Source organism: Sphingobacterium sp. UDSM-2020 (assembly GCF_016132525.1).
Lineage (GTDB): Bacteria > Bacteroidota > Bacteroidia > Sphingobacteriales > Sphingobacteriaceae > Sphingobacterium > Sphingobacterium anhuiense.
The window spans coordinates 5,771,836-5,785,856 of the sequence record NZ_CP066166.1; the positions used below are offsets into that span (position 1 = coordinate 5,771,836).

General features: G+C 35.1%; 14 protein-coding genes. 6 read left to right on the plus strand and 8 right to left on the minus strand.

Annotation, left to right across the window (positions count from 1 at the left end; genetic code table 11):
* Window positions 1–12: 12 nt before the first annotated feature.
* The 3 genes from JAZ75_RS24490 to holA form a co-directional block, all read right to left on the minus strand.
* Window positions 13–1,317: a TolC family protein gene (locus JAZ75_RS24490; protein ID WP_208699150.1), complete on the minus strand. Its 1,305-nt coding sequence runs from the start codon at window positions 1,315–1,317 to the stop codon at window positions 13–15.
* Entirely contained in the window at window positions 1,307–1,924 is a 618-nt protein-coding gene (locus tag JAZ75_RS24495; protein ID WP_132773680.1) for a TetR family transcriptional regulator, read from the minus strand. The genes JAZ75_RS24490 and JAZ75_RS24495 overlap by 11 nt, the downstream gene beginning before the upstream one ends.
* Before the next feature lie 228 nt (window positions 1,925–2,152).
* Window positions 2,153–3,154 carry a DNA polymerase III subunit delta gene (holA, locus tag JAZ75_RS24500; protein ID WP_208699152.1) on the minus strand — a complete coding sequence of 334 codons (1,002 nt, stop codon included), beginning with the start codon at window positions 3,152–3,154 and terminating at the stop codon, window positions 2,153–2,155.
* Between the two features lie 103 nt (window positions 3,155–3,257).
* On the opposite strand from holA, the gene JAZ75_RS24505 reads away from it, so the two are divergent.
* The 5 genes from JAZ75_RS24505 to JAZ75_RS24525 all read left to right on the plus strand — a co-directional run bounded on the left by JAZ75_RS24505 (window position 3,258) and on the right by JAZ75_RS24525 (window position 8,098).
* Entirely contained in the window at window positions 3,258–3,716 is a 459-nt protein-coding gene (locus JAZ75_RS24505; protein ID WP_132773684.1) for a type I restriction enzyme HsdR N-terminal domain-containing protein, read from the plus strand.
* A gap of 96 nt (window positions 3,717–3,812) precedes the next feature.
* Window positions 3,813–4,514 carry an ATP-dependent Clp endopeptidase proteolytic subunit ClpP gene (gene clpP, locus JAZ75_RS24510; RefSeq protein WP_132773685.1) on the plus strand — a complete coding sequence of 234 codons (702 nt, stop codon included), beginning with the start codon at window positions 3,813–3,815 and terminating at the stop codon, window positions 4,512–4,514.
* A gap of 2 nt (window positions 4,515–4,516) precedes the next feature.
* Window positions 4,517–5,767, plus strand: coding sequence for an ATP-dependent Clp protease ATP-binding subunit ClpX (clpX, locus tag JAZ75_RS24515; protein ID WP_132773687.1), 1,251 nt, complete (start codon window positions 4,517–4,519; stop codon window positions 5,765–5,767).
* Between the two features lie 101 nt (window positions 5,768–5,868).
* Window positions 5,869–6,687: an AMP nucleosidase gene (locus JAZ75_RS24520; RefSeq protein ID WP_021188870.1), complete on the plus strand. Its 819-nt coding sequence runs from the start codon at window positions 5,869–5,871 to the stop codon at window positions 6,685–6,687.
* Window positions 6,688–6,733: 46 nt separating this feature from the next.
* On the plus strand, window positions 6,734–8,098 hold the full coding sequence (locus JAZ75_RS24525) for a pyridoxal-phosphate dependent enzyme (RefSeq protein WP_208699155.1): 1,365 nt from the start codon (window positions 6,734–6,736) through the stop codon (window positions 8,096–8,098).
* A 71-nt stretch (window positions 8,099–8,169) separates the two neighbouring features.
* Here JAZ75_RS24525 and JAZ75_RS24530 read toward each other — a convergent pair whose 3' ends face one another.
* The 5 genes from JAZ75_RS24530 to JAZ75_RS24550 form a co-directional block, all read right to left on the minus strand.
* Window positions 8,170–8,613, minus strand: coding sequence for a KTSC domain-containing protein (locus tag JAZ75_RS24530; protein ID WP_132773691.1), 444 nt, complete (start codon window positions 8,611–8,613; stop codon window positions 8,170–8,172).
* 198 nt (window positions 8,614–8,811) lie between these two features.
* Window positions 8,812–10,050 (minus strand): amidohydrolase, encoded by a 1,239-nt coding sequence (locus JAZ75_RS24535; protein ID WP_208699157.1) that lies wholly within the window; start codon window positions 10,048–10,050, stop codon window positions 8,812–8,814.
* 78 nt (window positions 10,051–10,128) lie between these two features.
* Window positions 10,129–10,980 (minus strand): AraC family transcriptional regulator, encoded by an 852-nt coding sequence (locus JAZ75_RS24540; protein ID WP_208699159.1) that lies wholly within the window; start codon window positions 10,978–10,980, stop codon window positions 10,129–10,131.
* Window positions 10,981–11,062: 82 nt separating this feature from the next.
* A complete protein-coding gene (locus tag JAZ75_RS24545; protein ID WP_232789311.1) occupies window positions 11,063–12,391 on the minus strand; it encodes an amidohydrolase in 1,329 nt (442 codons plus the stop codon).
* Window positions 12,392–12,466: 75 nt separating this feature from the next.
* Window positions 12,467–13,021, minus strand: coding sequence for a DUF1543 domain-containing protein (locus JAZ75_RS24550; RefSeq protein WP_208699161.1), 555 nt, complete (start codon window positions 13,019–13,021; stop codon window positions 12,467–12,469).
* Window positions 13,022–13,084: 63 nt separating this feature from the next.
* Here JAZ75_RS24550 and JAZ75_RS24555 point away from each other — a divergent pair, with 63 nt between their 5' ends.
* Entirely contained in the window at window positions 13,085–13,978 is an 894-nt protein-coding gene (locus JAZ75_RS24555) for a serine hydrolase (protein WP_208699162.1), read from the plus strand.
* The last annotated feature ends 43 nt before the right edge of the window (window positions 13,979–14,021 follow it).

Consider the following 14,021-nt stretch of genomic DNA (forward strand, 5'->3'; position numbering starts at 1 on the left):
TGATATTTATAATTATTTTGTTGTTAATTGACCATTTACTAAAAGTAAATCATAATATTTCTCTACAGTATTAGCTTTAGAAATCGCTAAGTTAATTTTTGATTGCAGCTGTTGTACATCAGCTTCTAATAAATCATCTGTATCCGCCACACCATTATCATATTTATCCTTTACAATACGATAATTTTCATTCGCCTGATTTACTGCCTCTGTATACAATTGATTTTGAGAAATCGTCAAGTGATAATTTTCATTCGCCTGTTGTACCTGAACTTTAATTTTGTCGTTCATCATAACCACATTTTCATCCACTTGGCTTACTTGATTACGGGCGATATTGACATTCTTCTTATTTTTATAAAGTGATCCAATATCATAAGAAACTCCTACACCAACATTCACGGCATTTTTCACTGTTACCAAATTATGTACGTCCAGTGCAGCATAACCACCCGTTAATGCTATTTTTGGCAATGCATTAGATTTCTCAATATTGACCTTATTCAAAGCAATATCATGTTGTGCCTGTAAGGCCTTCAATTCATTCCTATTGGCCAACGCGGTTTGAACATCAGAGAAATCTCCTGCTATAGGTGCCTCATCCAGATTGATCGCAGAAACTTGAGTAGCCTCATCTAGTTTTAAAAAATTAACCAACTGGTAATTTAAAACATTAGCATTTTTTTTTGCTTCCTGAAGAGAAACCTTATAATTAGACAATTGCAATTCAGCTTTTAAAAGATCATTTCGTGGAATGATCCCATTCGCCTCCATAGCTTTAAAATCTGTCACACGTTGCTCAGATCTTTTAATATTTTCTTCCATTAAAAGTGCAGTCTGTTGCGCTTTATACAAATTGATATACAAGCTAATACCTTGTTCAGCCAATTGATCTTTTAACGCTAAAGCTGAGAACTCCTCCATCTTCACAGCATTGCCAGCTGCTGCGATACTGTTTTTAATTTTTCCACCTGTATAGATGGGCATACTTACAGAAGCCTGTCCTAGCATTAACTGATTAGCTTTAATATCCATCGGATCTGAAGATGATGATACAGGTATCCGAAGTTTAACATCCGGAGAAGTCATTGCTAAATATTGTCCGCTCAACTTAGCGTCAGGAAGTAAACTATTCTTTGAAGCATCCAACTCCAATTTTCTTCCTTTAATTTTTGTTTCTGAAGCTTTTGCTTCCAAACTTTGTGTCTGAGCAAGACGGATTACTTCTTGCAAAGTGAGGAGATCACCCTGTTGCGCAAATGCAACCCCCTGTAGACAGAAAAGTAAGAGTGCCAACTTCCCTATTTTAATATTCATATGTTAATAAAGCTTTAATCGTTCTTTGTAAGTGGGTTACTAAAGTTGACTCCATATATTGACTATACTCCTCATCAGTAGTAAGATTTAATTCTGATTTTAGAAAAGATCTGTTCATCTGAAAATTCATGAACGTCCCCATCATTGTGGCATGTATCAAGATTGGATCATTACCTGATCGAAACTCGCCTGCATCTACTCCTTTTTGAAGAATACTTGAAATGACATTTAAATTGTGCTTTTTTAAATTTTTATAGGAATCGGAAAGCATCAACCTTTTTTTCACTCCGGCTTCTATTGCCAAAATATGATAGATCGCCAGACTAGAATTCATATATTTAATATAAGATTTTACCATCTCGTCAAGGATATCCATCACAGGAATAGTCAATTGTAAAATACTCTCATCCATCTTGAATTTTTCAACCCTGTAGGTAAAAAGATCATCTAACAATTTATCTTTAGAACCAAAATAATAATTGATCATAGCGACATTGACCTGGGCTTCATGTGCTATATCACGTACAGATGTACCATCAAATCCACTTGTAGCAAAAAGCTTTTCTGCGACATGCAATATTTCTAATTGTTTTTCACTGAATTCCATTATTGTGATTTTAAAAACCGTGTGCAAATTTAAACAAGCGTTTAATTTAAACAAGCGTTTAAATTAAAATTTACAAAAAGATAACATTAATTCGATATCATTGTAAATAAGATAAATAACATTGATTTACATTAGGTTTTCCATAAAAAAAACCTCACTCAAACAAATGAGAAAGGTTTTTTTATAAAAATATTGAGAATATTTTAATCGTTATTTCTTGTAAAATTGCTAATTAAGTATTGTAAAAATCAATTCTGTCAGGATATCTTTAGTACTCGTATTACCTCCTACATTCATTCCTTTTGATTTTAAATCTGCATCTTTTAATGCTTCGATGATCGTAAATGTTTTTCTTCTATTGTAGTTACGTGCTGCAAGTTCATATTCTTTCATAAAAAAAGGATGAACACCCAGCTCTTTAGCTGCTGTGCTTTTATCAATGATATAATGATATTTTAAAACCTTGGTGAAATATCCAGCTATAGTACCTAGAACTAACACTAAAGGATTACTTTTTGGATTTGCGGCAAAATAATCTATAATCTGATATGCTTTAGATGCGTTACGCTTCGCTAAAGCAGTATTCAGTTCAAAAACATTAAAATCTTTTGAAATACCAATATTTTGTTCAATATCTGCCACAACAATTTCTCTTTCCTTTGGTACATTGAGCATCAGTTTATTCAGCTCATTGACAATTTTAGAAAGTTCTGTACCTAAATATTCTGACAGTAGGGCAGCTGCTTGAGGATGTATATTCCATCCCTGTTCTTTAATATAAGAAATAACCCATGCGGCTACTTTATCGTCATAAAGTTTGTTTGATTCTACGACAAGGCCTTTTTTTTCAATGGCTTTGTATAATTTTTTACGCTTGTCAAACTTGCCATATTTATAATCAAACACCAAAACCGTACTCACTGTACATTGCTCTACATATTTGAGAAGCAATTCGTCATCCTTCCATTTTAGATCCTGAGCCTCTTTAATAATAATCAGTTGGTGATCACTCATCATTGGATAACGCTTGGCAGCATTCACAATTGTCGAGAAATCAGTATCCTTTCCGTAAAGTACAGTTTGATCAAAACCTTTCTGAGCATCATTAAGAACCGTATGCTCTAATGCATCACTTATGACATCTATAAAATAGCTTTCCTCACCGTGCAACAAATAGACCGGTTGAAATTTACGTTTTTTAATGTCTGTTAAAATAGGACTGATATTCATGATGCCACTAAATTACAACTAAAATGACGAACCGTAAAATTTGAATAACGGAATCCTACATCTCTTCTATTTTGAATAATTCAAAAATTAGTATCTTTGTCCTATGTTTAACCCAATTCCGTTAAATTTACCGCCATATCCAGCGAAATTGACAAAAGAGAATGAAACCATTTTCATTTTTGACGATTTACGAAAGAAGAAACTTGTTTTAACTCCGGAAGAATGGGTTCGCCAACATTGGGTACACTTTCTCCATATCAACAAAAAGTATCCTAAATCCTTAATGAAGATAGAAGGTGGCTTACGACTGAATGACCTTCAAAAACGAAGTGATTTACTCATATATAATAATCAAGGAGAAAAAATAGTACTAGCTGAATTTAAGGCACCACATATAAAAATTACACAGGCGACCTTCGAACAGATCGCTAATTACAATTCTATTCATAAAATTCCGTTACTCTTAGTAAGCAATGGATTACAGCATTACTACTGTAAAATTGATTTTGAAAACAAATCATTTGCCTTTATAAAAGAGCTACCGAGTTATGATCAACTTTAAGAGAATTGTAACTCATGTGTAAAACAAATGGCGTATAGTATTTATTATTTAAAATATAGTTTTATATTAGTCTTATAAATTTGAATCACAAAGAATATGAATATAGATAAAAACGAATTCAGAAAATATGCAATCAAGCATCACAGAATTGGAAGTCAACATGTTGATGGATTTATTGCACGTGCGCAAGTAAACACACCTACGAACTTGACTCCATACATCGTAGAAGAGCGTCAATTAAACGTTGCTCAAATGGATGTATTTTCACGTTTAATGATGGATCGTATTATTTTCTTAGGTGATGGTATCAACGATCAGGTAGCAAATATCATTCAGGCACAATTGTTGTTTTTACAATCAACAGATTCCCAAAGAGATATTCAGATCTACATCAATTCACCAGGTGGTAGTGTTTATGCAGGATTAGGTATTTATGACACGATGCAATATATCGCACCAGATGTTGCTACAATCTGTACAGGTATCGCAGCTTCTATGGGTGCTGTATTATTGGTTGCTGGAGCAAAAGGTAAACGTGCTGCATTGAGACATTCACGTGTCATGATCCACCAACCTTCCGGCGGTGCTCAAGGTGTTGCTTCAGATATGGAAATCAATCTTCGTGAGATGATGAAATTGAAAGAGGAACTTTACACTATTATTGCTGACCACTCAGGACAAACTTACGAATGGGTAGAAAAATCTTCTGACCGTGATTACTGGATGAAGGCTTCCGAAGCAAAAGACTTTGGAATGATTGACGAGATTTTACTTCCTAAAAAGGAGATTATTAAATAATAATGGCTAAAAATAATAATAGTGGCGTTCATTGCTCATTCTGCGGAATGAGTAAAAATGATGCCCAAATGCTTATCGCTGGAGATGGAGCTCACATCTGTGACCGCTGTATCAATCAAGCAGGCGAAATTCTAGCGGAAGAATTGAAACAACGTAAGAGTAAAACATTACAAACTGCGTTAAAACTCATTCGTCCCTTAGAGATAAAAGAACACTTAGATCAGTATGTTATCGGGCAGGATGACGCAAAAAAAGTGATCTCTGTTGCTGTATACAATCATTACAAACGTCTAAATCAAAAAGTTGATCAAGATGAAATTGAAATTGAGAAGTCAAATTTAATTGTTGTAGGTGAAACCGGTACCGGTAAAACTTTACTGGCCAAAACGGTAGCAAAGATTTTAAATGTACCTTTCAGTATTGTAGATGCTACAGTATTAACGGAGGCCGGTTATGTCGGTGAAGACGTTGAAAGTATATTAACTCGTTTATTACAGGCGGCAGATTACGATGTTGCGGCAGCCGAACGCGGTATCATCTATATCGATGAAATTGATAAAGTAGCACGTAAAAGTGATAACCCTTCCATTACCAGAGATGTATCTGGAGAAGGTGTTCAGCAAGCATTGTTGAAAATCTTAGAAGGAACAGTTGTTAACGTACCACCTCAAGGTGGCCGTAAGCACCCTGATCAAAAAATGATTGCTGTTAATACAAGCAACATTTTATTCATCTGTGGTGGCGCATTCGATGGCATTCAAAAGAAAATTGCCAATCGTCTTCGTACACAGACAGTAGGTTACAGAATGAATGAGGATGATGCAGAAATTGATTTAAAAAATCTTTATAAATACATCACACCTCAGGATTTAAAAAGTTTTGGTTTAATACCGGAATTGATCGGAAGATTACCTGTATTAACGTATTTGAACCCATTGGACAAAGAGACACTATTAAGTATCTTGACAGAACCTAAGAATGCGTTAATAAAACAGTATAGAAAATTATTTGAATACGAAGGAATTGAATTAAAATTTGATACCGAAGTCTACAACTTTATCGTAGACAAGGCTGATGAATTTAAACTTGGAGCTCGTGGTTTAAGAAGTATTTGTGAGGCTATTATGCTCGACGCAATGTTTGAAATTCCTACGTCAAAGGAAAAGACGAATCAAAAAGAACTGCATATTACGTTAGAATATGCGACGAAAAAATTTGAAAAGTCGGACATCAAAAAATTGCAAGTCGCTTAAATAAGAAATCCCTCGCATACCGCGGGGGATTTTTTTTAACCGCACAAATTTCTTCCCATAGGCCCTCCTTCAAATAGGTTAAATTATTAAATTGAAGAATTATGGCAAAAAGTAAAAAAAACGTAGATAGCCCTATCACACCAGGTTTAAAATCAAAAGAAGAGATTGTTCACAACTGGTTACCACGTTATACAGGAAGACCTTTAGAAGAGTTTGGTAATTATATTTTATTAACAAACTTCTCAAAATACGTCACTATTTTTTCTGAAATGCATGATAATGCACCTATTTATGGTGAAGATAAACCCATGCAAAGTGTTACTGCAGGCGGCATCACTATTATCAATTTTGGTATGGGGAGCCCAATGGCCGCAACCGTCATGGATCTATTGTCTGCTATTGCTCCGAAAGCAGTCCTATTTTTAGGAAAAACAGGTGGGTTGAAGAAAAAAATTGGTGTAGGAGAACTCATCTTACCAATTGCAGCCATCAGAGGAGAAGGTACATCCAATGACTATTTCCCCGCTGAAGTGCCTTCATTACCATCATTTGCATTGCAAAAAGCAATATCAACTACTATTCGCGACCACTCCAGAGACTACTGGACCGGAACAGTCTATACAACCAACAGACGGGTATGGGAACACGATAAAGATTTTAAAAAATATTTAAAAACGATACGTGCTATGGCTGTTGATATGGAGACAGCCACTATTTTCAGTGTCGGGTTTGCAAACAAAATTCCAACGGGTGCTTTATTACTTGTTTCGGACCAACCTATGATTCCAGAAGGCGTAAAGACTGCTAATAGTGATGTTAGTGTAACAGCGAAATATGTAGATGCTCATATCAGTATTGGTATTGATGCGCTTAAGCAACTTAAAAATAATGGATTGACTGTGAAACATTTGAAATTCTAGGAAACAGACATTTTTTGGTATTTTTGCATAAACAAACAGTAAATTTATGTGGTATAATAACATTTTAGAAACAATAGGAAATACCCCTCTTGTTAAGCTAAACAAAATCACCAAAGATTTAAAAGGAACCATCCTAGCGAAGATCGAGACCAGTAACCCTGGCAACTCGATTAAGGACAGAATGGCACTTAAAATGATTGAAGATGCAGAGCAAGCTGGCTTATTAAAACCAGGAGGAACAATCATTGAAGGAACTTCTGGAAATACAGGTATGGGATTAGCCATGGCTGCTGTTGTCAAGGGCTATAAATGTATTTTTACCACAACAGATAAACAATCCAAAGAGAAAGTCGATGCTTTACGTGCCTTTGGAGCAGAAGTGATCGTTTGTCCCACAAATGTGGATCCTGAAGATCCACGCTCCTATTATTCAGTATCGAGCCGTCTGGAACGCGAAGTTCCCAATAGCTGGAAAGCCAATCAATACGACAATCCTTCAAATGCACTGGCACATTATGAACAAACTGGTCCTGAAATATGGGAACAAACTGAAGGAAAAATCACCCACCTTGTCGTCGGGGTCGGTACTGGTGGTACCATTTCAGGTACAGCTAAATATTTGAGAGAGCAAAACCCGAATATAAAGATATGGGGAATAGACACTTACGGATCTGTATTTAAGAAATATAAGGAAACCGGTATTTTCGATAAAAATGAAATATACCCTTACATAACAGAAGGTATCGGTGAAGATTTTTTACCGCAAAATGTTGATTTTAGTTTAATTGATCTTTTTGAAAAAGTTACGGATAAAGATGCTGCATTAATGACTAGAGAACTGGCTCGTAAGGAAGGAATTTTTGCCGGAAACTCAGCTGGATCAGCATTAGCAGGTCTTATTCAATTAAAAGATCGCTTAAAAGAAGGTGATATTGTTGTCGTTATTTTCCATGACCACGGTTCGCGCTATATGGGAAAAATGTATAATGAAGATTGGTTAAGAGAACGTGGATTTTTAGAAGATGAGAAACTCAACGCAAAAAGTATCTTAAAAAGAAGAGGTGAGCAAGCAATTGTAACAGCAGATGTTGAACAAACTGTTTTTGAAGCGTTCAACTTCATGAAAACACTTAATATTTCTCAAATACCTGTAACACAGCAGGGAATGGTGGTCGGGAAAATAACAGAGTCTGATATTTTAAATGCTCTTTTAGAAAATCCAGCTCTGAAATCCTCGTCAGTACAAGAAGTTATGACAAAACCCTTTCCCTTTGTTGACTTAAATACATCGATTGATAAAATATCGGCTTTGATCAATAAAGATACACAAGCTGTACTGGTAGAAGATGAATTCGGCAAAATTAATATCATCACACAGTATGATATTATCAATGCAATATCTGAAGCATAATTAAATAAAATTGTATAAAAAAAGCCTTATTGTTAATAACAATAAGGCTTTTTTTATGATAAGCAATTAAACTATGCTCCCATTGCATTCGCACTTTTGCGGAATGTATATGAGTTGAAAATTTGTCTTCTACCAAATCTTGGACGAGACTCAGCATTAATGAATTTCGTGTACACTGTTTTTGGAACACCAAAATACTCATAAGTACTTTTATCCTGAAATGTAACGCGTAATGTCTGACCCTTAAATTCAAAATCTTCAATAAAAAAGTTATTGATCGTATTGTTATACTCTTCTAAATTTGCTTCATGTGTCTCAGGAGAAATACTAACTAAGAAGTGGTAAGCCTCAATAATTTCTGTACTTTTTAACTCAGCTTCCTCTTTTTGTACTTCATCTTGAAATTTATCCGGATGCCAAGCTTTGATTAAGTCACGATATATCTTTTTTAACGTCGCTAAATCTTCATTTTTTGTAATACCAAAAATCTTTTTGGATTCACCTATTCTTTTCATAATATTTATTTTTCCCTATTCCAACCAAACCATATTGATTTTAGGATTTGCAAAAATACGTCAATTATATTTTAGAATGAACAATTGTATGTTAATTTTTTGTAATTTCATATTTTACATACATAAATTATGTATTTAACTTAGCAATACTGCCGAAAAGTCAAGTATAATCACCGCCCCTATGAGCTCATAACGAGCTTAATCTGTCACAAAAAGATTTCCGTTGTGCATAAATGCATTTACATAAGACATTCTAGAGACTGCTTCAGCTGAGCAGGTCGCATCTACAAAAGCAAGGTTAGCATCATCATTCGCTTTTGGCCATTGTTGTTTTCCTTCATCGTCTAAAGGCAAGAGTTGCTGTGTTGCAAAGCGTAGCGTACGTGAAAGCTGCAATTCGGTCGCATATCCGTATAGCTCTGCTATAAGGTTTGCTTTTTGCAGCATATTACCTGTACCAAATGTGCTCCAATAATCCTGTACATTATCATTTCCGATCAGCACATTTACTCCATGCTTTTTTAATGCTGGAATAGGCATGGGACGTCCTTTAAATGGCACTGAAGAAGCAATACCCACTTTTGCAAAAGCCAATTTCTCAGCAATCTCTTCTACCTCCTTTGCATTCAGTTGTGCTAAAGCAAAGGCATGGCTAATAAATGTTTTCCCCTGTAACTGAGGATTTTCAACTGCTTTATCGATAAGATATTGAATTGTTTTCATTCCCGAAGGACCTGCTTCATGAAGATGAATATCTATTCCTTTATTATTATCCAATGCCAACTGTACAGTAAATTCCATAGGTTTCTCTATGCTTCCATCAATACTGAGTGGATCAAGTCCGCCTATAAAATCAACCCGATCAGACTTCGCTACTTCTTTCATAATAGGAGCAGAATCTGTATAATAAAGCCCGTGTTGCGGAAAAGCAACAAGCTCCGCTTGAAAGGAATCTTTTTGATGTTCGAGCGCTAGCAAAAGATTTTCAAAAGATTGAAGCCCAGAGGTCGGATCTACATTAAAATGGGTTCTCGCATAAGTTGTACCATATCCCAGCAATAAAGCAATGAGTTGCTCGGCACGTGCTGTGGAGGTTGTCAACAATCTGGGAATGATCTCTTGCTCATAAGCAATCATATCTGCAACCGTTTTTCTTTTTGGAGATAGCGCTTGCCATGGTAAACCAAATAAAGTTTTATCGATATGAATATGCATGTCTTTAAAAGCAGGCAACATCAGCCTTCCTTTCATGTCAACAGCTTCTTCAGCTGCATTATTAGCTTTTATAGCTATTATCTTTCCGTTTGCAATTTCAATACAGAAGAGATCAGTAAGAGTACCGATCACCTCCTGGTTTTCATATTCGAATCCGGTCTCTAAACGAACATTTTTTAGTGTGTAATGCCCCTTGGCAATTAATTTATGAGATGGCAACATAAGATCAATGATTATATAACAAATATAAAAATCAACTACTGACCGATTAGGTACAGATTATGCCAACTGTTGTCAAAATTATCCTTGTTCTTTAAATTGAGATGGTGTCATTCCGGTATGACTTTTAAAAAATTTCGAAAAACTGGCGTGATCATAAAACCCTAAATCATATACAATATCCTTAACACTCATTTCCGATATTTTAAGCAAACGTTTTGATTCTAATAAAATACGGTCATGAATCAATGTCGATGCGGCGGTATTAATCACTTTTTTACTAACTATATTGAGGTAATTAGCGGAGATATGTAATTTTTCTGCATAAAAAGCTACCGACCGATTTGATTTAAAATGAAGATCGATGAGCTGTACAAATTTTGAAATAATCGGATTTGAATGATATTTCTCAAAATCATGGAATGTAACCTCAAAAGACTTGCGCAATAACAAACCGATCAATTTGCTACGTGTCTGAATAATTTCCCAAAGAATATTTGTTTCTTGCAATTCCTGTTCTATAGCTCGAAATTCATAAAGTAAAGCTGCATACAGCGATAGAGAAATCTGAAAAACAGGATGTTGCTGATAGTAAAGCGAAGAAAATCGAAGATCGGGAAGAAAACTTTCAAACCATTCACGACTGATCATCAATTGATAACAGACTGTTTCTTCATGAAATTGCCATTGATGAACCTGTCCCGGAAATAAAAAATGAACCTGCTGAGGTTCGATAACATAATTTTTAAAGTCAATGGTATGAGTACCACTCCCTTTCTCAAATAGCAGAATAATTAAAAAATCATGCTTATGCGGTTCAACAATGTGACGAGAACCTCTGATCTCATGAAACAATAAATTTGTAAATCCTGAGGGTGCCTCAGTAAATTCTTGAATATTTAAAACCGGAAAATAATCGTGCTGGTTATCCATTTCTCCTCAAATTTAGTAATTCAATTTACTAAAAACAGAGGAGAATGGATTATAATCAACCATTTTTTTAATCTAGAGATATCTACACCAACTCGCCTTTATGTACCAAAGTCTCCACATCAGAGATCCGTGATACTGCCTCTGCAGAACAACTCGCCTTGATCAACACAAAATCGGCCTGATCTCCAACATTTGGCCATTGTTTTACACCCTTATCATTTAGAGGTAAAGTGCCTCCCGTTGCTATCTTTAAACTTCTTGACAATAAAAACTCAGACGAATATCCGTACAACTGTGCCATCAAATTAGCCTTTTGTAGGACACTTCCCGTTCCAAATGTGTTCCAATGATCCACAATACTGTCATTTCCGGTCATAACCGTAACGTTATACTTATATAAAGTGGGGATCGGCATAATTAAACCACCGAAAGGAATAGTAGAAACAATACCGATTTGAGCACTTCCTAATTTTTCAGCAATCTCTTCTTGTTTTACTTTATCAATCTTGCCTAATACAAAACAATGACTTAAAAAGGTTTTACCCTTCAAAGTAGGGTTCTCATTAACTTTATCAATCAGGTACTCCACTGTTTTCAATCCCGATTCTCCAGACTCATGCAAATGAATATCTATTCCTTTTTGGTTATCCAATGCCAGCTGAACTGTAAAATCTATTGTTTCTTCAATTTGTCCATCAATAGAATATGGATCTACCCCACCGATAAAATCAATATCCATTTGTGCTGCTTCTTTTAAATAAGGAACACTATCTGTATAATATACGCCATGTTGCGGAAAAGCGACGATCTCAGCACTAAAACTTTTATGTTTGTTCTCAAGTGCTTTTTGTAGATTTTTTAGCGACTGCAACTTCGAAGTAGGTTCAATATTAACATGACTGCGTGCAAATCCTGTACCTTTCGACTGTAATAATTCGATCAGTTTCTCTGCTTTGAAAGTTGAATTCTTCAATAAATCGGGAAGTATTTTTTGTTCTAAAGCAATCATGCCCTTCACACCGCCAGCTCCACGTCTTATTGCCTGCCACTTGTCACCATAGAAAGTTTTATCCAAATGGATGTGCATATCTCTGAAAGAAGGCAACATTAGTAATCCTTTTGCATCAATAGCATCTGCGTTGGCTTGATTGGAACCGATTTTTGATATTTTACCATTTTCAACTTCAATATAAAATAAATCCGTCTTAGTACCAATTACATCAGCCTCATCATAAATAAAACCAGTTTCCAAACGTACATTCTTAAATTTCAGCATTTTAATTTTTATTTCTATATGCATTGGATTGATAGATTTAGCGTTCAATGTGCTTAACGGAAGAGATGCGCCAGCAACAGCTATAGCGGCATTTTGTATGAATTGTTTACGGGATAAATGGTTCAAATTATTCACTTTCTTTTTTTGTTATAAAATTACAAGTAAACTAAATCAAAATAGAGGTACGTTTTATAACAATACTTGTCTGATTTATTCCAATTGATCTCGTAAGATTTCCATTGTAAAGTAACCATTAGTAATATCATCTTCCTTTAAGAAATCATGTTGCTCTTCACGAATCTTAACATAATATTTCCCTTTAAATAATGCCGGTAAAAGCTCTTCAATTTCATATACATCATCGACATCGATACCATATTTATCATCAATATGCGGAGAAATATGATGTTTAAAGAAAACCGTTTCTTTTGCGACTTCCTTTGCTTCCTCCAAGTTATAAGCAACAACCATTTCCTTATAATGATACTCTTCCATATCATTGGGTTTATACCCTCCCATATTAACAAAATAGAGTTTCAAGCTTCTATTGTTTACAGGCTCTTCCGAGATTGAAATTTGATAAGATCCGACTTTTGTCACTGCTCGCCAAGCATCAACATGAATCTCCCCTTTTGCCTCGGGCCAATAGGCTTCTATAGATGGAACCAGTTCTCCCAACCGTTCCGCAATACCAAAATAGATATCATGCTGTTCAACATGTCTACTTGATGGCTTACACCCTAACAATAACATAAAAAGATTCATATATTTCCTTCGATAAATTATACTTTTATTATCATTACTTTTATAAGGTACAATTAAAATCTAATGAGAGCAAAAAAATTATTCCTTCTTCTAATCAGCGGCATTCTATTTCCTTACGGCATCAGTGCTCAGAAAATTGATAGAAAATTAGACCGTAAATTAAGAGCATTAACACAGGACTTTCGTGGAGATATTGGTATTTATGTAAAAAATCTTAACACTCAAAAAGAAGTGCTTATTGAGGCTGACTCCATTTTCCCCACAGCTAGTATTGTTAAAGTACCTATACTGGTAGGTATTTTTGATAAAATAGAAAAAGGAGAACTGACACTGGATCAAAAATTCACTTACCGGTCATCACAGCAATATGGTGGTTCAGGTCTGATGCAATTTTTTAAAGATAGTAGTGAAACAGATCTCGCGACTTTGATAGGTCTAATGATTTCTTACAGTGACAATGTCACTTCTATTTGGAATCAGCAACTAGCAGGTGGGGGTTCGACAATAAACCAACTCATGGATCACTTAGGCTTAGTCAATACAAAAGTTAATTCCCGTACTGAAGGTCGCAATGAAATCTGGAAAAAATATGGTTGGGGACAGACTACCCCCAGAGAAATGGCAACCTTAGTAACGCAGATTTTTCAGGGTAAAGTTGTCAGCACAAAAGCATCAGATAAAATGTACCGTTATTTAGGAAATATCTTTTACAACGAACGATCCCTTTCTCAAATACCGCCATATGTAAAGACCGCATCCAAAACAGGCTCTGTTGATGAAGCCCGAGGTGAAGTTGTATTTGTAAATGCCCCTAGTGGTAATTATGTATTTTGTGTATTGACAAACAACATTAAAGATCAAAGCTGGACTAAAAATAATGAAGCTGAGGAACTCACCAGAAAGATCTCACATTTATTATGGAATTATTTTGAACCAAAAAAACCTTATACACCTTAAACTAAAAGCTAAATCATGAATAGAGCGAATTTTGAATATCATC

Excerpts from the sequence above, each read along its gene's own strand:
- clpX (WP_132773687.1), top strand. The coding sequence starts at position 4,517 with ATGGCTAAAAATAATAATAGTGGCGTTCATTGCTCATTCTGCGGAATG.
- JAZ75_RS24550 (WP_208699161.1), bottom strand. The coding sequence starts at position 13,021 with ATGAATCTTTTTATGTTATTGTTAGGGTGTAAGCCATCAAGTAGACAT.
- JAZ75_RS24525 (WP_208699155.1), top strand. The coding sequence starts at position 6,734 with ATGTGGTATAATAACATTTTAGAAACAATAGGAAATACCCCTCTTGTT.
- JAZ75_RS24520 (WP_021188870.1), top strand. The coding sequence starts at position 5,869 with ATGGCAAAAAGTAAAAAAAACGTAGATAGCCCTATCACACCAGGTTTA.
- JAZ75_RS24540 (WP_208699159.1), bottom strand. The coding sequence starts at position 10,980 with ATGGATAACCAGCACGATTATTTTCCGGTTTTAAATATTCAAGAATTT.
- holA (WP_208699152.1), bottom strand. The coding sequence starts at position 3,154 with ATGAATATCAGTCCTATTTTAACAGACATTAAAAAACGTAAATTTCAA.
- JAZ75_RS24530 (WP_132773691.1), bottom strand. The coding sequence starts at position 8,613 with ATGAAAAGAATAGGTGAATCCAAAAAGATTTTTGGTATTACAAAAAAT.
- JAZ75_RS24535 (WP_208699157.1), bottom strand. The coding sequence starts at position 10,050 with ATGTTGCCATCTCATAAATTAATTGCCAAGGGGCATTACACACTAAAA.
- clpP (WP_132773685.1), top strand. The coding sequence starts at position 3,813 with ATGAATATAGATAAAAACGAATTCAGAAAATATGCAATCAAGCATCAC.
- JAZ75_RS24495 (WP_132773680.1), bottom strand. The coding sequence starts at position 1,924 with ATGGAATTCAGTGAAAAACAATTAGAAATATTGCATGTCGCAGAAAAG.
- JAZ75_RS24505 (WP_132773684.1), top strand. The coding sequence starts at position 3,258 with ATGTTTAACCCAATTCCGTTAAATTTACCGCCATATCCAGCGAAATTG.
- JAZ75_RS24555 (WP_208699162.1), top strand. The coding sequence starts at position 13,085 with ATGAGAGCAAAAAAATTATTCCTTCTTCTAATCAGCGGCATTCTATTT.
- JAZ75_RS24490 (WP_208699150.1), bottom strand. The coding sequence starts at position 1,317 with ATGAATATTAAAATAGGGAAGTTGGCACTCTTACTTTTCTGTCTACAG.